Source organism: Streptomyces sp. NPDC006487 (assembly GCF_042870555.1).
Taxonomy (GTDB): Bacteria; Actinomycetota; Actinomycetes; order Streptomycetales; family Streptomycetaceae; genus Streptomyces.
The window spans coordinates 181,241-199,548 of the sequence record NZ_JBIAHN010000004.1 but is presented as its reverse complement, the minus strand read 5'-3'; the positions used below and the strand labels follow the sequence as shown (position 1 = coordinate 199,548).

17 protein-coding genes are annotated in these 18,308 nt (G+C 70.6%); 9 read left to right on the top strand and 8 right to left on the bottom strand.

The window, feature by feature from the left end:
* The first annotated feature begins 14 nt into the window (after positions 1 to 14).
* The 8 genes from pflA to ACFYM0_RS08335 all read left to right on the top strand — a co-directional run bounded on the left by pflA (position 15) and on the right by ACFYM0_RS08335 (position 7,754).
* Positions 15 to 842, top strand: a complete 828-nt coding sequence (gene pflA / locus ACFYM0_RS08370; RefSeq protein ID WP_388498060.1) for a pyruvate formate-lyase-activating protein — start codon at positions 15 to 17, stop codon at positions 840 to 842.
* 129 nt (positions 843 to 971) lie between these two features.
* Positions 972 to 2,066, top strand: coding sequence for an MFS transporter (locus ACFYM0_RS08365; RefSeq protein ID WP_388498057.1), 1,095 nt, complete (start codon positions 972 to 974; stop codon positions 2,064 to 2,066).
* Positions 2,063 to 4,393: a molybdopterin oxidoreductase family protein gene (locus ACFYM0_RS08360; protein WP_388498054.1), complete on the top strand. Its 2,331-nt coding sequence runs from the start codon at positions 2,063 to 2,065 to the stop codon at positions 4,391 to 4,393. The genes ACFYM0_RS08365 and ACFYM0_RS08360 overlap by 4 nt, the downstream gene beginning before the upstream one ends.
* 6 nt (positions 4,394 to 4,399) lie before the next feature.
* Positions 4,400 to 4,999 (top strand): 4Fe-4S dicluster domain-containing protein, encoded by a 600-nt coding sequence (locus ACFYM0_RS08355; RefSeq protein WP_243335392.1) that lies wholly within the window; start codon positions 4,400 to 4,402, stop codon positions 4,997 to 4,999.
* Positions 4,996 to 5,679, top strand: a complete 684-nt coding sequence (locus tag ACFYM0_RS08350) for a ubiquinol-cytochrome c reductase iron-sulfur subunit (RefSeq protein WP_388498051.1) — start codon at positions 4,996 to 4,998, stop codon at positions 5,677 to 5,679. Before ACFYM0_RS08355 ends, ACFYM0_RS08350 begins: the two co-directional genes overlap by 4 nt.
* On the top strand, positions 5,676 to 6,044 hold the full coding sequence (locus ACFYM0_RS08345) for a hypothetical protein (RefSeq protein WP_388498049.1): 369 nt from the start codon (positions 5,676 to 5,678) through the stop codon (positions 6,042 to 6,044). The genes ACFYM0_RS08350 and ACFYM0_RS08345 overlap by 4 nt, the downstream gene beginning before the upstream one ends.
* Positions 6,045 to 6,046: 2 nt before the next feature.
* Positions 6,047 to 7,474 (top strand): NarK family nitrate/nitrite MFS transporter, encoded by a 1,428-nt coding sequence (locus tag ACFYM0_RS08340; RefSeq protein WP_388498046.1) that lies wholly within the window; start codon positions 6,047 to 6,049, stop codon positions 7,472 to 7,474.
* A 37-nt stretch (positions 7,475 to 7,511) separates the two neighbouring features.
* Positions 7,512 to 7,754: a hypothetical protein gene (locus ACFYM0_RS08335; RefSeq protein ID WP_388498043.1), complete on the top strand. Its 243-nt coding sequence runs from the start codon at positions 7,512 to 7,514 to the stop codon at positions 7,752 to 7,754.
* Positions 7,755 to 7,767: 13 nt separating this feature from the next.
* Here the strand turns inward: ACFYM0_RS08335 and mscL are convergent, their stop codons facing one another.
* The 7 genes from mscL to ACFYM0_RS08300 form a co-directional block, all read right to left on the bottom strand.
* Complete coding sequence (gene mscL / locus ACFYM0_RS08330) at positions 7,768 to 8,271, bottom strand: large conductance mechanosensitive channel protein MscL (RefSeq protein ID WP_388498041.1); 504 nt, start codon at positions 8,269 to 8,271, stop codon at positions 7,768 to 7,770.
* Between the two features lie 120 nt (positions 8,272 to 8,391).
* Positions 8,392 to 8,970, bottom strand: coding sequence for a hypothetical protein (locus ACFYM0_RS08325; protein ID WP_388498039.1), 579 nt, complete (start codon positions 8,968 to 8,970; stop codon positions 8,392 to 8,394).
* 157 nt (positions 8,971 to 9,127) lie between these two features.
* Entirely contained in the window at positions 9,128 to 9,859 is a 732-nt protein-coding gene (pyrF, locus tag ACFYM0_RS08320) for an orotidine-5'-phosphate decarboxylase (RefSeq protein ID WP_388498036.1), read from the bottom strand.
* Between the two features lie 20 nt (positions 9,860 to 9,879).
* Positions 9,880 to 10,713: an S-methyl-5'-thioadenosine phosphorylase gene (locus ACFYM0_RS08315; protein WP_327253142.1), complete on the bottom strand. Its 834-nt coding sequence runs from the start codon at positions 10,711 to 10,713 to the stop codon at positions 9,880 to 9,882.
* A gap of 87 nt (positions 10,714 to 10,800) precedes the next feature.
* On the bottom strand, positions 10,801 to 11,115 hold the full coding sequence (locus ACFYM0_RS08310) for an FmdB family zinc ribbon protein (protein WP_388498032.1): 315 nt from the start codon (positions 11,113 to 11,115) through the stop codon (positions 10,801 to 10,803).
* Between the two features lie 67 nt (positions 11,116 to 11,182).
* Positions 11,183 to 12,523: an MFS transporter gene (locus tag ACFYM0_RS08305; protein WP_388498029.1), complete on the bottom strand. Its 1,341-nt coding sequence runs from the start codon at positions 12,521 to 12,523 to the stop codon at positions 11,183 to 11,185.
* 365 nt (positions 12,524 to 12,888) lie between these two features.
* Positions 12,889 to 14,442 carry a potassium/proton antiporter gene (locus ACFYM0_RS08300; RefSeq protein ID WP_388498027.1) on the bottom strand — a complete coding sequence of 518 codons (1,554 nt, stop codon included), beginning with the start codon at positions 14,440 to 14,442 and terminating at the stop codon, positions 12,889 to 12,891.
* A 336-nt stretch (positions 14,443 to 14,778) separates the two neighbouring features.
* On the opposite strand from ACFYM0_RS08300, the gene ACFYM0_RS08295 reads away from it, so the two are divergent.
* Positions 14,779 to 17,637, top strand: a complete 2,859-nt coding sequence (locus ACFYM0_RS08295) for a penicillin acylase family protein (protein ID WP_388498025.1) — start codon at positions 14,779 to 14,781, stop codon at positions 17,635 to 17,637.
* Between the two features lie 28 nt (positions 17,638 to 17,665).
* On the opposite strand, the gene ACFYM0_RS08290 is transcribed toward ACFYM0_RS08295, so the two are convergent.
* On the bottom strand, positions 17,666 to 18,277 hold the full coding sequence (locus ACFYM0_RS08290) for a 5-formyltetrahydrofolate cyclo-ligase (RefSeq protein ID WP_388498022.1): 612 nt from the start codon (positions 18,275 to 18,277) through the stop codon (positions 17,666 to 17,668).
* Positions 18,278 to 18,308 lie beyond the last annotated feature (31 nt).

Sequence of the window (18,308 nt, the reverse complement as noted above, 5' to 3'; positions counted from 1 at the left end):
CTGGAGCACCTGCCATGACCGTCCTCTTCGGTACGAGCCTTCCCGTCGGCCACGCCAACGCGATCAGCGTGAGCGCCGGCCGGACGCCCGCCGCCGCCGCCACGCAGCGGCCGAGCGAGGGCACGGTGCACTCCTGGGACCTGTCCACCGGGGTCGACGGCCCCGGGACCCGGTTCGTGACCTTCCTGTCCGGCTGCCCGCTGACCTGTCTGTACTGCCACAACCCCGACACCATGCGGATGCGCAACGGCAGGCGCACCTCGGCCGACGACGTCATCGCCGAGGCCCGCAAGTACACCAAGTTCATCTCCGCGTCCGGCGGCGGCGCCACCATCTCGGGCGGCGAGCCGCTGCTCCAGCCCGTCTTCGCGGGCGAACTGCTGCACCGGATGAAGAACGACCTCGGACTGCACACCGCCCTGGACACCTCCGGCTTCCTCGGGGCCCGCGCCACCGACGCGCTGCTGCGCGATGTGGACCTGGTGCTCCTCGACATCAAGTCCTGGGACCGCGAGACGTACAAGAAGGTGACCGGCCGCCCGCTGGAGCCGACCCTGGACTTCGCCCGCCGCCTCGCCGACCTGGGCAAGGAGGTGCACCTGCGGTTCGTACTGGTGCCGGGACTGACCGACGCCACGGAGAACATCGAGGGCGTCGCCGCCTTCGCCGCCGCCCTCGGCAACGTCTCGCGGGTCGACGTACTGCCCTTCCACAAGCTCGGCGAGAGCAAGTGGGAGGCGCTCGACATGAAGTTCACCCTCCACGACACGCCGTCTCCGACCGCCGCACAGGTCGCCGAAGCGAAGGCGATCTTCGCCGCGCAGGGACTGAACGCGGTCTGAGCTTCGGGTCCCGCTCGCGGCTCCCCTCCCGGCTCCCCTCCTGGCTCCCTCCCGAGTCCTCACTCGAACGGCGCACCCGTAAGGTCCGCATAACGGGCCGAATCGGTACGTACCACCTAGCGTGGTGCTGTGTCCGAGCCCTCAGAAGTCATCGACGCCGCGCCGCCCCCTCCGGCGCCCGAGACCCCACTGCCGGCCGGGCGGTCCGTCACCGCACGGGCCACCCTGGCCGGCACCGTCGTCTCGCTCCTGCTCATCCTCGCGATCGTGCTCGGCAGCCGGCTGCTGCGGGACTTCGACTCGGCCCTGCTGCCCTACGCCGTGGCCACCGTCTTCCTGGCCTTCGGCGTGGCCTACCGGTACACCGTGTGGGTCTCGGCGCCCGGCGCGCGCCGCCTGTTCAAAAAGGGTTTCGGCAGCTTCTTCTCGGCCGACAACTTCCGCAAGGCGCCCACCGCCGTACCGAAGATGATCGCCACCTACCTCGGCTTCCAGAAGTTCCTCGGCGCCCGCTCGCGCCCCCGCTGGATCGCCCACCAGCTGATGTTCTGGGGCTGCCTCCTCGCCGCGGCGATCACCTTCCCGCTGACCTGGGGCTGGTTCACCTTCACCGGCGACAGCGCGACGGGCCCCGGGTACGAGATGCGGATCTGGGGCATCAAGGTCCTCGGATTCGACTCCCTGAACATCCTGGGCTGGCTGATGTTCCACGGCCTGGACATCGCCGCCGTCCTCGTGATCCCCGGAGCCTCGTACTTCCTGTACCGGCGGATGAAGGACCGCGGGGCCATGACCGGCCAGCGCTTCGCCTACGACCTGCTGCCGCTGATCTGCCTGATCGTCATCTCCGTGACCGGTCTGCTGCTGACCTTCTCCTCGATCTTCCTGCACGGCGGCGGATACGAGTTCCTCGCGATCCTGCACATGGTGTCGGTGGTGTTCACCCTCATCTACATCCCGTTCGGGAAGTTCTTCCACATCGTCCAGCGCCCGGCCGCCGTCGGCATGCAGCTCTTCAAGTACACGGCCCGCCAGGACGAGCAGGTCTTCCTCTGCAAGCGCTGCGAGGAGCCCATCGACACCACCCCGTACGTCGAGAACCTGCGCGGCACCATGCAGGACCTCAACCTCGACTTCAACGCCTTCGTCGAATACTGCCCGCGCTGCAAGCGGGTCCTGCGCGGCAACGCCTACCTGACCCACGTCAAGAAGGGCTTCAAGTGACCGCGACCGACCCCGCCAAGGCCGCGTCCCGGCCCGTGAGCATCTCCATCGACCCCTCCATCGCCCCGCCCGGCACCCGCAACTTCCGCGACGCCGGCGGCATCCCCGCCGACCAGTGGCACGCCGACCAGAACGGCGAGACCCTGGTCCCCACCCACTGCTGCTTCTGCGGGGTGCAGTGCGGGATGTACCTGCGCGTGGACAAGGGCGGCAAGGTCTTCGGCGTGGAGCCCCGCAACCACGACATCAACCGGATGCGGCTGTGCCCCAAGGGCATCAACGCCTACCAGCAGGTCAACCACCCCGACCGGCTGACCGCCCCGCTGATGCGGCGCTCCCGGGACGAGGAGTTCAAGGAGTGCTCCTGGGACGAGGCACTGGACTTCACCGTCTCCGAGATCCGGCGCATCCAGGAAGCCCACGGCAACGACGCCTTCGGACTGCTCGGCGGAGCCAGCCTGTTCTCCGAGAAGACCTACCTGGTCGGCAAGTTCGCCCGGGTCGCGCTGAAGACCAAGCACGTCGACTACAACGGCCGCCTGTGCATGGTCAGCGCCGCCGGAGCCAACAAGCTCGCCTTCGGCATCGACCGGGCCGGCAACCCCTTCTCCGACATCCTCCTCACCGACTGCCTGCTCATCGCCGGGTCGAACGTGGGGGAGTGCTTCCCGGTGATGACCCAGTACCTCTGGGGTGCGCGGGACCGGGGCGCCTCGCTGATCGTGATCGACCCGCGCGAGACGGCCATCGCCCGCACCGCCGACATCCACGTCGCCCTCAAGCCCGGCACCGACTCGGCCTTCTTCAACGCCGTACTGAACGTGGTCATCGCCGAAGGCCTCACCGACGAGGCCTACATCGCCGCGCACACCACCGGCTGGGAAGAGGTCAAGAGGACCGTCGCCGAGTACCCGCCGTCCCGCTCCGCGGAGATCTGCGGGGTGCCTGCCTCGCAGATCGTCCAGGTGGCGCGGGTCTTCGCCGGCGCGGGCAAGGCCATGGCCTGGCACGCCCGCGGCATCGAGCACCACTCCCAGGGCGTCGAGAACTGCCTGTCCGTCATCAACCTGTGCGTGGCCACCGGGCACATCGGCAAGCCCGGCGCCGGCTACGGCACCATCACCGGGCAGGGCAACGGCCAGGGCGGCCGCGAGCACGGCCAGAAGTCCGACCTCCTGCCCGGCGGCCGCTCCATCAGCAACCCGGAACACCGCAAGCAGATCTGCCAGATCTGGGGCATCGAGGAGTCCGAACTCCCCGGCGCCGGCACCTCCATGATGGAGATGGTCTGGCAGATGCAGCGGAGGGAGATCCGCGGCCTCATCGGCATCTGCAACAACCCGTTCGTCTCCCTCCCCAACTACGCGGTGGTCAAGGACGGCTACGACACCGCCGAGTTCCACGCCCAGTTCGACTTCTTCCTCTCCGAGACCGCGGCCAACGCCCACGTGGTCTTCCCCGTCACCACCTGGGCCGAGGACGAGGGCGTGATGGCCAACGCCGAGGCCCGCGTGGTCAAGCACAACAAGGCCCAGGAACCTCCCGCCGGGGTGCGCACCGACACCTGGGTCATCTGCGAACTCGCCCGGAGGCTCGGCGCCGGGAAGCACTTCGATTTCCCCGGCTCCCGCGAGGTGTTCGAGGAGCTGCGCGTCGCCTCCGCCGGCACGGTCAACGACTACTACGGCATCACCTACGAACGCCTCGACGAGACGGGCGGGATCGTCTGGCCCTGCCCCTCCACCGAGCACCCGGGCACCCCCCGGCTCTTCGAGGACGGCCGTACCTACCACCCCGACGGCAAGATCCACATGCAGGTCGTGGAATGGCATCCGCCCATGGACGCGTACACCGAGGAGTTCCCCCTCTCCCTCACCACGGGCCGCACCGTCGCGCACTTCCTCTCCGGCAATCAGACCCGCCGTCTGGGAGCCCTCGTCGAGCAGACCCCACGCCCCTGGGTGGAGGTCCACCCCTCGCACGGCTTCCGCAACGGCGAACCGGTCCGGGTGGTCACCCGGCGCGGCAGCGAGGTGTTCCCGGCCCTGGTCACCGAGGCGATCCGCCCCGACACCGTCTTCATCCCGTACCACTGGCCCGTCCCGACGTCCGCGAACGCCCTGACCATCGACGCCCTCGACCCCCGCTCGAAGATCCCCGAGTACAAGGTCTGCGCCGCCCGGATCGAGGCCGCCGAACGGGTCGACGAGGTGCCCGCGCCGCCCACCCCGCCGGGCCGTGAGGCCTATCCGGAAGCCCAGGTCTCCCGCACCGACCCCCTGCCCCCCACGTCCCCGCAGGGCCGTGGCACGGCGGAGAGGAGCTGACCCGCCATGATGGGCCGCACGATCTTCATCGACCCGGGTCGCTGCATCGGCTGCCAGGCCTGCGTCTCGGCCTGCCGCGAGTGCGATTCGCACCGCGGCAAATCGATGATCCACCTGGACTACACCGAACCCGGCATGTCCGTCGCCTCCCTCCCCAGCGTCTGCATGCACTGCGAGGACCCGGTCGCACCCTGCGCCGAGGTCTGTCCCGCCGACGCGATCCTGGTGACCGCCGACGGGGTGGTCCAGCAGGCCGACACCACCCGCTGCATCGGCTGCTCCAACTGCGTCAACGCCTGCCCCTTCGGCATCCCGAAGATCGACCTCCAGGCGAAGCTGCAGATGAAGTGCAACCTCTGCTACGACCGCACCGCATACGGCCTCGCCCCGATGTGCGCGACCGTCTGCCCGACCGGTGCCCTCTTCTACGGAACCCTCGAAGAGCTCCAGGCGGAGCGCCCCGGCGTCCAGGTGGCCGACTCCTTCGTCTTCGGCGACGTCGTCGTCCAGACCGGCGTGGCCATGGTCGTCCCCGCCGACAAGGTCCAGTGGCCCGTCCCGGGCGGCCTGCCCGTCGTCGAGATCAACGGAAGGGACGTCCGATGAGCGTCACCGAACAGCCCCCTCCGCATCCAGGGCGTCAGGGCGACGGCCACGCAGACGGCGGGGCGGCCGCCGATGCCGCGATCGAGCAGCTGCGCGACCGGATCAGTGCCGACTCCCTCACCACCCGCCGCGACTACCTGCGGATCGTCGCCACGGTCTCCGGGGGCCTGGCCATCGGCGGTGTCGGCGTGGCCGCCGGCATCCTGCACCGGCACGGGGACAACGAGGGCTTGCCCGACCCGAAGAAGGTCGCCGACCTGCTGCCTCCCGGCCAGTCCGTGGCCTTCCGGTTCCCGGGCGAGGACGACCGGGCCCTGGCAGTGCGCCTCGGGGACGGCTCCCTCGTGGGCTACTCGGCCGTCTGCACGCACCTGGCCTGCGGAGTGCTGTGGCGGGAGGACCGGGGCCCCGACGGGGAGCTGTACTGCCCCTGCCACGAGGGTGTCTTCGATGCCCGCACCGGTGAGGTGACGGCCGGTCCGCCGCCCCGCCCGCTGCCGAGGATCTACCTGACCGAGCAGGCCGACGGCAGCGTCTGGGCCGTCGCCACCGCCCGGTCGGGAGAGCCGGCCAAGGACGCGCTGTGCCGTCAGTTCGGCGACACCCACCCGCAGGAGTCCGCCCGCCTGGGCTGCCCGGGATCGGCCCGGGCGGGCGCCACCGAGAGGAGGCCCACATGAGCGAGACTCCGCTGCCGCCCCGCCCGGAGTACCACCCGGGCAGCGCCCAGCCCCGGCTCAACCGCCCCGTGCACGAGCGGTACCCGCAGATCCGCTCCACCAGCGGGTACGGGGACCCGCGGATCCGGAGCACGGGCCCGGGCCCGGGAGCCGGCACCGAGCAGGAGCCCGAGCGCTCCTCACGGCTCAACGCGCGCCTCGTCCTGGCCCTCACGGTCGTGATCGGCCAGCTCTGGGCGCTCACCGTGACCGTCAACGAGTGGATGAAGGGAAACACCGGCACGGCCTGGTGGGGAGCGGGATTCCTGATCCTGTCCTTCCTCGTCGTGATCGGACTGTGGCTCCTCGACCCGAAGGACCGATGACCATGTCGATACCCACGCCGACTCCGTCGGCATCCCGAAGCCACCGCGCCGAGAGCTACAAGCCCGGCGCCACCATCGCCGACTGGCGGCCGGAGGACGAGGGCTTCTGGCAGTCCAAGGGCCACCGGGTCGCCCAGCGCAACCTCTGGGTTTCGATCCCGGCCCTGATGCTCGGCTTCGTGGTCTGGCAGGTCTGGTCGGTGACCGTGGTCAGGCTGAACGACGTCGGCTTCGGCTTCTCGAAGTCGCAGCTGTTCTGGCTGACCGCCATCCCCGGTATCACCGGCGGCACCTTCCGTATCCTCTACACCTTCATCGGGCCGATGTTCGGCGAGCGGAAGTTCACCGCCTTCAGCACGATCATCCTGATCGCGCCGATGCTGTGGCTGGGCTTCGCACTCCAGGACACCGGCACTCCCTACTGGGAGCTGGCGCTGATCGCGGCCGTCTGCGGCATCGGCGGTGCGAACTTCGCCTCCTCGATGGCGAACATCGGCTTCTTCTTCCCCAAGCGGGAGAAGGGCAGTGCCAACGGCCTCAACGGCGGCCTCGGCAACCTCGGCGTGAGCGTGGTCCAGCTGGTCGCCCCGCTGGTGGTCACCGCGGCCGTCCTGGGCGCACCGGCGGGCGGGCCCCAGCACGACGCGAAGAAGAACACCGACGTCTGGCTGCAGAACGGCGCCTTCCTCTGGGTGCCGCTGCTGGTCATCATGGCGCTGGCCGCCTGGTTCCTGATGAACGACCTGAAGGTGGCCGCGGCCCCCTTCAGCCAGCAGAAGATCATCTTCAAGCGCAAGCACAACTGGCTGATGACCTGGCTCTACGTCGGTACCTTCGGCTCCTTCATCGGCTTCGCGGCGGCCCTGCCGCTGCTGATCAAGAACAACTTCGAGGGGCAGGGCTACCAGGCCACCACCTACGCCTGGATCGGCCCGTTCATCGGGGCCCTCACACGCTGGGGCGGCGGCTGGCTCTCGGACAAGATCGGCGGAGCCAGGGTCACCATCCTGTCCTTCATCGGCATGGCGGCGGCCCTCGTCGTGGTGATCTTCGCGCTTCCGTCCGGTGGACAGGAGGGCGACTTCTGGCCCTTCTACATCGGCTTCCTGGTGGCCTTCGCCTTCTCCGGCCTGGGCAACGGATCGACCTTCCGGCAGATCCCGGTGATCTTCCGGGACCACCACATGAAGCAGGCCGAGGGCAAGGGACCCGAGGCGCAGGCCGCGGCGCTCAAGCAGTCGGAGATGGAGTCGGGTGCCGTCACCGGCTTCTCCTCGGCCATCGCGGCCTACGGCTTCTTCTTCATCCCCGCGATGTTCGCGGCCATGGCCGTCACCAACGCACTGTGGATCTTCATCGGTTTCTATGCCACGTGCCTGGTGGTGTGCTGGTGGTTCTACGCCCGCAAAGGCGCCGAGGCCCCCAGCTGAGCGGGGCCGGCGGCGGGGGCGGCCGTACCCTGGAGGCATGAGCGACGCCCCCGCCACCGACCCGAACGCCCCGAAGTCCGCCCGGCCGGAGCCCGCGGCCGAGTCCCGGCCGCAGCCGCGGCCCAAGGCCCGGCCGAAGCCGCGGCTGGACTTCGGAGACCCGCTGGACCAGCAGTCCTCGGACGACACCGACCGGGGCTGGGGCGAGCGGTCGCCCGCCGGCGGGAGCGCGGCCGACCTGGCCCGGTTCCTCGACGAGAAGCCCCCGCACCACGTCTGACCGCAGGGCCCGCCTAGAGCCGCGGGCTCGGAGCGCCGGAGTGGACGTTCCCGCCACCCGCGCCGCGCTGGGCGATCAGCTCGTCGCGGATCTCCTTGAGGACCACCAGCTCGGTGATCTCCATGGTCTCCTGGACGCCTTCCTTCGCCCTGCGGCGCTGCTCCACCTTGGCGAGGTACTTCGCCATCGGCAGGACCATCAGGAAATAGACGACCGCGGCGGTGATCAGGAAGCTGAGCGCCGCGTTCAGCACGGAGCCCCAGAGGAGCTCCACGCCCGTGGACTTGCCGTCCGGGCCGACCCCGCAGGGATCCTTGATGCAGCTCTTGTAGGCGTCCAGACTCTGCGTGCCGATGAGGCCGATCACGGGGCTGATCAGGCCCTTCACGACGGAGTTCACGATGTTCGTGAACGCGGCACCGATGACCACGGCTACCGCCAGGTCGACCACGTTGCCGCGCATCAGGAAGGCCTTGAAGCCTGCCAGGATGCTCTCCTTCTTCTTCTCGCTCACCACTGAGCCTTTCTTCGTATCTGCCGAACATGGAGCCAACGGTTCCGAAAGCTACGGCAGTTTGACCCCGGGGTGTCCAATCGACCCTCACCCCACGGTGACTTGACCGCACGTTCGTACGATTCAACACAACGTCACCGCCCGTCGGGACACGGTCCCCGCCCCCACGAGAGCCCGCGCGGTGTCCCGGGGCACGGACAGCACCACCAGGGCCCCGCCGTCCCCAACACCCTCCTCCGGAGCGGGTACTTCGGCGACGCGTGCCCCCGCCGCCACCACCCGGGGCGGCCCGCCGCGCTCCGCGGCGACCACGTCCACCCGGTCCCCGGGCCGCAGCAGCCGCACCGCCGCCGCGTCCGCGATGCGCACCGGCGCCGACACCAGCCGCACCGCCGCCGCAGGAGGCTGCGCCGCGGGTGGCGGGGAGCCCCGCGAGGCCCGCGCCTCGGTGCCGCCCACCGCCAGTACGGCCGCCACGACGGCCAGCGCCGCCGCGGCCCCGCGCCGCCGGCGCCGCACCGCCCTGCGCAGCCGGTCCCCGGCCCGCCCCACACGGAGCGGGGCGAAGAGGGGAACGGCGCGCGCGGGGGGACACGTGGCGGAGGCGGCGTGCCGGGAGACGGGGGAGGGGCGCACCGGGACGTGGGTGTGAGCGTGGTTGTGGGGTGAGGAGAGGGAAGGGACGCGGGAGTTCGCGGTCATGACGGCCACCACCTGACGGAGTGAGCCCGGCCCCGGGGACGGAGTCCGGTGCCCGGACCCAGCGCCCGGACGTCCCTCACGATCCGTCCTCCCGCCGGATCCCGCCCGTCCCTGTGGAGGATCCCCAGCTTGTGGATATCCCCGTCACTCGCGGGAGTTAGCGCCCCACCGCGATCCTCCGCAGCGCCGCCACCGGATCAGCGGCCCGCGTCACCGACCGCCCCACCACGACGTGCGAGGCCCCGGCCGCGAGGGCGGCCCACGGCGTATCGGAGCGGGCGTGCCCGCCCGCCTCCGAGCCCCTCTCCGAGCCCCTCTCCGGGCCCGTCTCCCGACCCGGCAGCGTCACCCCCGGAGTGACGATCAGCCGGTCCGGCCCCAGCAGCTTCCGCAGCGGCCCGGCCTCCCGGGGCGATCCGACGACCCCGTCGCATCCGGCCTCCGCCGCCAGCCGGGCCAGTCGCAGCACCTGCTCGTCGGTGCTCGCGCCGATGCCGATGTCGGCGAGGTCGCTCCCGGTCATGCTCGTGACCACCGTCAGGGCGAGCACCCGAAGCCCCGGGAACTCCCGGGCGGCGTCGACGGCGGCCGCCATGATGCCCGTACCGCCCATGGAGTGCACGGTCACCGCGGACGCGCCCAGCGCGCCCGCGGCGCGCACGGCCCCGGCCACGGAGTTCGGGATCTCGAAGAGCTTGAGGTCGAGGAAGACCTCGTGGCCCTGCCCCACGAGCCCGCGTACGAGGTCGGGCCCGGCGGCGGTCAGCAGCTCCAGCCCGACCTTGTAGAAGCCGCAGGCGCCCCCGAGCCGTGCCACGAGGGCCTCGGCGGTCTCGCGGTCGTCGAAGTCGAGGGCGACGATGATCCGGGGATCGGCGGTGTCGTTCATCCCGCCAGTGTCCGGGGTGGCTACGGCAGCTCGATGCCCAGGTCCCAGCCGTCGTGGGCGTGGGTGCACAGGCAGGCGCGGGATTCCGTCGGGGGCAGGGCGGCCACCGCGTCGAAGAGGACCTCGCGCAGACGGCCGACGTTCTCGCCGAAGACCTTGAGGACCTCCGTGTGGGAGACCCCTTCGCCCGTCTCCGCGCCCGCGTCCAGGTCCGTGACCAGCGCCATCGAGGTGTAGCAGAGCCCCAGCTCGCGCGCGAGGACCGCCTCCGGGTGGCCCGTCATGCCGACCACCGACCAGCCGGCCGCGGCGTGCCAGCGGGACTCGGCGCGCGTCGAGAAGCGCGGGCCCTCGATGACGACCATGGTGCCGCCGTCCACCGGCTCCCACTCCCGCCCGCGCGCCGCCGCCAGCGCCACCGAGCGGCCCACCGGGCAGTACGGGTCGGCGAAGGTGGTGTGCACGACGTTGGGGACCGAGCCGTCCGGGAGCGGCTCCCCGTCGAAGAAGGTCTGGGCGCGGGACTTCGTACGGTCGACCAGCTGGTCGGGGACGAGCAGGGTGCCCGGGCCGTAGTCGGAGCGCAGGCCGCCGACCGCGCAGGGGCCGAGCACCTGGCGGACGCCCACGGAACGCAGCGCCCACAGGTTGGCCCGGTAGTTGATCTTGTGCGGGGGGACGGTGTGGCTGCGGCCGTGCCGGGGCAGGAAGGCCACGGTCCGGCCGGCGAGCTCGCCGAGGTAGAGGGAGTCGCTGGGGGGCCCGTACGGCGTCTCCACCTGGATCTCGGAGACGTCCTCCAGGAAGGAGTAGAAGCCCGATCCGCCGATGACACCGATCTCTGCATTCGCCATGTGCTCCACCCTAACGGGGCATGCCGAAGGCCCCGGCGTCCATGGGGACGGGCGGGGCCTGGGGCGAAGCGTGAAGCGTCGGTCAGGTCAGGCGGCCGAGGTGCTCGACGAAGACGAGGAGGTCGACGAAGAGGAGGAAGACGCCGAGGTGCTCGACGACGACGCGGCCGGGGTGGCGGCCGGAGTCGACGCGGGCTTCGAGGCAGGGGTGCTGCTCGACGAAGCGCCGCGGCTGTCGTTCCGGTAGAAACCGGATCCCTTGAAGACGATGCCGACCGCGGAGAACACCTTCTTCAGGCGTCCGTCGCAGCTCGGGCACACGGTCAGCGCGTCATCGGTGAACTTCTGCACGGCCTCAAGGCCCTCACCGCACTCGGTGCACTGGTACTGGTAGGTCGGCACGAATTTCCTCCTGGCACTCTGGCTCAATGAGTGCTAACGACGCTTCATGGTGACGTATTCCGGCGGATCAGTCCACCGTCACCGGGACTCGGTGACCCATCCCACGCTCGTTCGCCTTCGTGGACGGTGCGGCGGGCGCGGCCTGTGCGGCCGGCTTGGACGAGCTGACGATCCGGCTCGGGGCCTTCGGGGCCAGCTTCGCACGCAGTGCCAGCAGGATGGCCAGGGCGAGCACGGTGGCCACCATCGGCACGAGGAACCCGTACGAGGACCCGTGCGCGTCCGTCAGCCGGCCGGCCAGGGTCACGGCGCCGGCCTGCCCGAAGGCGACGCCACCGGTGAGCCAGGTGAAGGCCTCGGTCCGCGAGGCGGCCGGGACCAGCTGCTCGATCATGGTGTAGCCGGTGATCAGCGCGGGGGCGATGCACAGACCGACGACCAGGCCGAGCGCGCCGAGCAGGATCATCGAGTTCGCGGCCCACAGGACCGAGGCGGCCGCGGTGAGGCCGATGTAGCCGAGGATCAGGCGGCGGCGCGGGCCGATCTTCCAGGCGATCGCGCCGCAGGCGATGCCGGCGATCATGTTGCCCGCGGCGAAGACGCCGTAGAGCAGGCCGTTGGCGCCCGGGTTGCCGATCTCCTCGGAGAAGGCGGCGAGCGAGACCTGCATGCCGCCGAAGACGGCGCCGATGCCGATGAAGGCGACGATCAGGACGCGCAGCCCGTGGAACGACAGGGCCGGAGCGTGCTTCTCACCGTGCGCCGGACGGGCGACGGGCTTGGGCTGCGTGGCGCGCTGGGCGGCGAAGAGCAGGCCGCCGATCAGGGTCAGCGCGGCCTCGGTGATCAGACCGGCCGCCGGGTTGATGCCGGTGCACAGCGCGGTGGCGAGCACCGGACCGACGACGAAGGTGAACTCGTCGGTGACGGACTCGAACGCTGCGGCCGTGGGCAGCAGCGGGGAGCCCTCGAGCTTGGCCGCCCAGCGGGACCGGACCATGGGTCCGACCTGCGGGACGGATGCACCGGCGGGGACGGCCGCCAGTGCGAGCGCCCAGACGGGCGCACCCAGCAGCGCGAACGCCACCAGGGAGCTGACGGCGGTGGCGTGGACGAGGGCCACCGGGACCAGGACGGCGCTCTGGCCGTGGCGGTCGATGAGCTTGCCCATGACCGGGGCGAACACGGCCATGGAGATACCGGTGAAGGCGGCGACGATGCCGGCGCTTCCGTAGGAACCGGTGGTGTGCTGGACGAGCAGCAGGATGCTGATGGTCAGCATGCCGAAGGGGAGTCGCGCGGCGAATCCCGGGAGAACGAAGCCGAGGGCGCCGGGCGTGCGCAGGAGCTGCCCGTAGCCGGGTCGGGTGGACTTGGCGGACTTGTCGGTCGTGACCGCGGATGTCACGGCCTGGCCTTTCCGCTGCCTGGTAGAACTCCCCGTCTGCGGACGATGCGCCGCCTTGTGAGCGATCGCACCCGTACATGTGGGAGCCCCGAGAGCTGTCCTCTTGCGCAAAACCGAGTGATACCTGGGCGCCCACTGCGGGAGGGTGCCACGGCCGCTTTGCGGTCGCGCCAGCTCTGCGTCAGGCAGAGTTGGTTCGATGTGTTGTTCCTTAATCGTACAGGCAGATCGGCCGGTACGCCCTGTGATTCGGGCTACAGGGCGTGTCTTCACCTGCGATTAACTGGAACTTCGCATTCAAGCCCCACCTAAACAGGGGTTAATGCGGACAAAAGTCGTCGAAAATGCAGAATTAGAGCGCTGCTCTAACCCTTCCCGGAGTCTTTCCCGGAGCCCTTCCCCGAGCCTTTCCCGGAGCCCTTGGCCCTCCCGCCCGAGGCGGCGCCGCCGCCGTCCCCGCCGGTCCCCAGCCAGCCCGCCAGCTTGCCGCCGCGGGCCACCGCCCGCAGCCGCGCCTCCGCGGCGTCCCGTACCGGGTCCGTGGCCACCACCAGCAGCTCGTCCCCGCGCCGCAGCACGGTCGACGGCGCCGGTACGAAGCTGCGCGCGTCCCTTACGACCAGCGTGACGGAAGCCCCCGGCGGCAGCCGCAGCTCGCTCACCTCGACGCCGTGCATCCGCGAGGCGGGCGGGATCGCGAAGGACAGCAGGTGTCCGCGCAGCTTCTCCAGCGGCGCCGACTCGATCCCCAGGTCGGAGGCGGCCTCGTCGTTGTTGCCCAGCTTCAGCTTGCGCGCGAGCCAGGGCAGGGTCGGGCCCTGGACCAGGGTGTAGACGACGACCAGGACGAAGACGATGTTGAAGACGCGCTCGCTGCCCTCGATCCCGGACACCATGGGGATGGTGGCCAGGATGATGGGCACGGCTCCGCGCAGGCCCGCCCAGGACATGAGCGCCTGCTCCTGCCAGGGCAGCCGGAAGGGCAGCAGCGAGACGAAGACCTCCAGCGGCCGGGCCACCATCGTCAGCACCAGCCCGATGATCACCGCCGGCCAGAAGTCGTGGACCAGCTCGTGCGGGGTGACCAGCAGGCCCAGCAGCACGAACATGCCGATCTGGGCGATCCAGCCGAGCCCGTCCGCGAATCCCCGGGTGGCGGGCCAGTGGGGGAGCTTCGCGTTCCCGAGCACCATCGCCGCCAGGTACACCGCGAGGAAGCCGGAGCCGTGCGCCATCGCGCCGGCCGCGTACGCGGTGATCGCGATCGCCATCACCGCGATCGGGTAGAGGCCCGAGGCGGGCAGCGCCACGTGCCGCAGCCCGTACGAGCCCAGGAAGCCCACGGCCAGGCCGATCGCGACGCCGATCGCCAGCTCCAGCGCGATCTTGCCTATGAGGACGTACCACTGGTCGACCGGCCCGACGGTCGCGAAGGCCACGACCAGGATGACGACGGGGGCGTCGTTGAAGCCGGACTCGGCCTCCAGCACGCCCGTCACCCGGGAGGGGAGCGGGACCTTGCGCAGGACCGAGAAGACGGCCGCCGCGTCGGTCGAGGAGACGACCGCGCCGATCAGCAGGGCTTGCCGCCATTCGAGTCCGACCAGGTAGTGCGCGCCCGCCGCGGTCACGCTCACGCTGACGGCGACGCCGACCAGCGACAGCACGATCGCGGCCGGCAGGGCCGGCTTGATCTCTTTCCACTTCGTGCCCAGACCACCCTCGGCGAGGATCACCACGAGTGCGGCATAGCCGATCACCTGGGTCAGCTCGGCGTTGTCGAACACGACGTTGCCGATGCCGTCCTGGCCTATCGCGACGCCTATGCCGAGGTAAATGAGCAGGCTGGGGAGTCCGCTGCGCGAAGAGACGCGTACCGCCGCCACGGCGACGAGCAGCACGAGCGAGCAGACCAGCATGAGCTCATTGAGCGTGTGGACAGTCAGCGGGCGGCCCTTTCCTCGATGTGCCGGGCGACGGCGGAACGGCGGACCGGCCGGCGACGGGGCGACGGATCGTTCCGGCGCGGGCACGGACGGCAAGTACTTCGTTACCTTACCTAATCTTTGGCGCGCCCTTTACTCATTAGCCACATTGTGAAACGCCTGCGGGGCCCTGTCCTCATGACCCCTCGTCACGAGCCGCGGGCACGGGGCCGACCACGAGCCCGACCCCTGGCGGATCACCGGGGGCGGTCCTGCGCCTATGGTTGCTCCCAGCACTCCCAGGACCACCCTGCCCCTCTAAGGACAGCGATGCCCGCCAACGAAACCGCCCCTTCCGTCAAGAAGAAGGGACGACGCGCCCGTCTGATCGTGCTCGTCCTGGTGCTGGCGCTCTTCGCTGGCCTCGGGTACGGGGCGTACTGGAGCGTGGACAGCGTGCGGGCCTCGTTCCCGCAGACCACCGGCTCCCTCAAGGTGCCCGGCCTGACCGGGACCGTCGACGTCAAGCGCGACGCCAGCGGAATCCCCCAGCTGTACGCCGACTCCGACGAGGACCTCTTCCGCGCGCAGGGCTTCGTGCACGCGCAGGACCGGTTCTGGGAGATGGACGTACGACGCCACATGACCTCCGGGCGGCTCTCCGAGATGTTCGGCGCCGGTCAGGTCGAGACGGACGCCTTCCTGCGCACGCTCGGCTGGCGCCGGGTCGCGCAGCAGGAGTACGACACCAAGCTGTCGGCCGAGACGAAGAAGTACCTGCAGGCCTACGCCGACGGGGTCAACGCGTACCTGAAGGGGAAGTCCGGCAAGGACCTCTCCGTCGAGCACGCCGCCCTCAAGCTCAGCGAGTCCTACGCCCCCGAGCAGTGGACCCCCGTCGACTCGGTGGCCTGGCTCAAGGCGATGGCCTGGGACCTGCGCGGCAACATGCAGGACGAGATCGACCGCGCGCTGATGACGGGCAAGCTCTCGCAGGCGCAGATCGACCAGCTCTACCCGCCGTACCCCTTCGACCGGAACCGTCCGATCGTCGAGGGCGGCACCGTCAAGGGCGGGAAGTACGCCCCCGCGGCCGGTCCCGGCTCCGGCAGCCCGGTGGGCTCCGGCTCCACCACCACCGGCGGGCAGGGCGGCACCACCGGCTCCCAGGTCTCCACGGCCACGGGGACCACCGGCGAGACCGGGCTGGCGGGCAACGCCACCGCCCAGGGCGCCACCGTGGGCCTGCGGACCTCGCTCGGCGCGCTGGCCGACACCCTCGACACGATCCCCGCGATCCTCGGCCCGGCCGGCAGCGGCATCGGATCGAACTCCTGGGTCGTCGCGGGCAAGTACACGACCACCGGCAAGCCGCTGCTCGCGAACGACCCGCACCTCTCCCCGCAGCTGCCCTCGGTCTGGTACCAGATGGGCCTGCACTGCCGGGCGGCTTCGGCCTCCTGCCGGTACGACGTGGCCGGCTACACCTTCTCCGGCATGCCGGGCGTGATCATCGGCCACAACGCCGACATCGCCTGGGGCATGACCAACCTCGGCGCCGACGTGACCGACCTCTACCTGGAGCAGGTCAAGCCCGAGGGCTACGTCTACGACAACAAGGTGCTCCCCTTCGCCACCCGCGAAGAGGTCATCAAGATCGCCGGCGGCGGCGAGAAGAAGATCACCGTGCGGTCCACGAACAACGGTCCGCTGATCTCCGACCGCAGCGACGAGATCACCACGGTCGGCGCCCGCGCCCCCGTGAGCAGCGCCGCCCCGGACCGCGGCAACGGCTACGGGGTCGCCCTGCGCTGGACCGCGCTGGACCCGGGCAAGTCGATGGACGCCGTCTTCTCGCTCAACCGGGCCAAGAACTTCCAGGAGTTCCGCACCGCGGCCCGCGACTTCGAGGTCCCCTCGCAGAACCTGATCTACGCGGACAACAAGGGCGCCACCGGCAACATCGGCTACCAGGCCCCCGGCCGCATCCCGATCCGCGGCGGCGGCGCGGACGGCAAGATGCCGACCCCGGGCTGGGACTCCAAGTACGCCTGGAAGGGCGCCAAGGACGGCAACGCCGGCTACGTCCCGCAGGACGAGATGCCGTGGGTCTACAACCCCGACCGCGGCTTCATCGTGACCGCCAACCAGGCCGTCACCGAGAGCGGCGCCGGCAAGTACCCGTACCTGCTGACCACCGACTGGGGCTACGGCGCCCGCAGTCAGCGGATCAACGACCTCATCGAGGCGAAGATCAAGGACAGCGGGAAGATCTCCACCGACGACATGCGCACCATGCAGATGGACAACAGCAGCGAGATCGCCGCGCTGCTGACCCCGATGCTGGCCAAGATCGACGTCTCGGACCCGGACGTCCGCTCCGCGCAGAAGCTGCTGGAGGGCTGGAACTACACCCAGGAGCCCGACTCGGCGGCCGCCGCGTACTTCAACGCGGTCTGGCGCAACATCCTCAAGCTGGCCTTCGGCGACAAGATGCCCAAGGAGCTGCGCGTCGAGGGCAGCTGCATGAACGTCCCCGAGTCGACGACCGGACCTGCCGACGACCTCGTCAAGATGGTCCGCGAGTGCGGTGAGCGCGCCTCCGACTCGGCGCAGCCGGACGGCGGGGACCGCTGGTTCGAGGTGGTCCGCCGCCTGGTCAAGGACGAGAAGTCGCCGTGGTGGCAGGCGCCCGCAGTCGGCCGCACCGTGGCCGCCACCACCAGCCGCGACCAGCTCTTCGCGCGGGCCATGAAGGACGCCCGCTGGGAGCTGACCGCCAAGCTCGGCAAGGACCAGTCGACCTGGAGCTGGGGCCGGCTGCACCAGCTGATGCTGAAGAACCAGACGATCGGCACCGAGGGCCCCGGCTACCTCCAGTGGCTCCTCAACCGGGGCCCCTGGAACCTGGGCGGCGGCGAGGCCACCGTCAACGCGACCGGCTGGAACGCCTCCAGCGGGTACGGGGTCACCTGGGTGCCCTCGATGCGGATGGTCGTGAACCTCGCCGACTTCGACAAGTCCCGGTGGATCAACCTGACGGGCGCCTCGGGGCACGCGTACCACGACCACTACACGGACCAGACGACGCTGTGGGCCAAGGGCGAACTGCTGGACTGGCCCTTCGGCAAGGACGCCGTGGGCAAGGCCACGGTCGACACCCTGACCCTCCGGCCCGAGGGTTCATGAGCTCGGGTTCCAGGGCGTCGAGAGCCGTCTAGGCACTGAAGCGGATCACCCCCGACGGGGTGGCCACCGCCCGTACGGGGTGGTCGTGCGGTTCCTCCGGGACCCGCGCGACCACCTCGTCGTCGTAGAGGAGCACGACCAGCGCGGGATGTGCCCCGGCGCGCTCCAGCCGTTCCAGCACCCGGTCGTACGAGCCTCCGCCCCGGCCGAGCCGCATCCCCCGCCGGTCCACGGCCAGTCCGGGCAGCAGTACGGCGTCGGCGGCGGTCACCGCGTCGGGGCCGAGGCGGGGACCGGCCGGCTCCAGGAGCCGCATCTTCCCCGGGTGCGCGGCCTCGGCCAGGCTCTCAGGGCCTTCGTACGCCGCCCAGTCGAGGTCGTTGTCGGGCAGCAGGACGGGCAGCAGCACCCGGGCGCCGGCCGCCCGCAGGGCGTCGAGCAGCTCGCGCGTGCCGGGTTCGGAGCCGATGGAGACGTAGGCGGCCACGGTGCGGGCGGAGCCGAGTTCGGGCAGTTCCAGGGCGGAACGGGAGAGGGCGCGGGCCGCGTCGCGCAGGGCGTCGGCGGACAGGGCGCGGCGGGCCGCGAGGAGTTCGCGGCGCAGATCCGCCTTGGCCGCCGGAGGCCGGTTCTCTGTCACGGTTGGCTCGTATCCCTTTCTATGGGCGTAA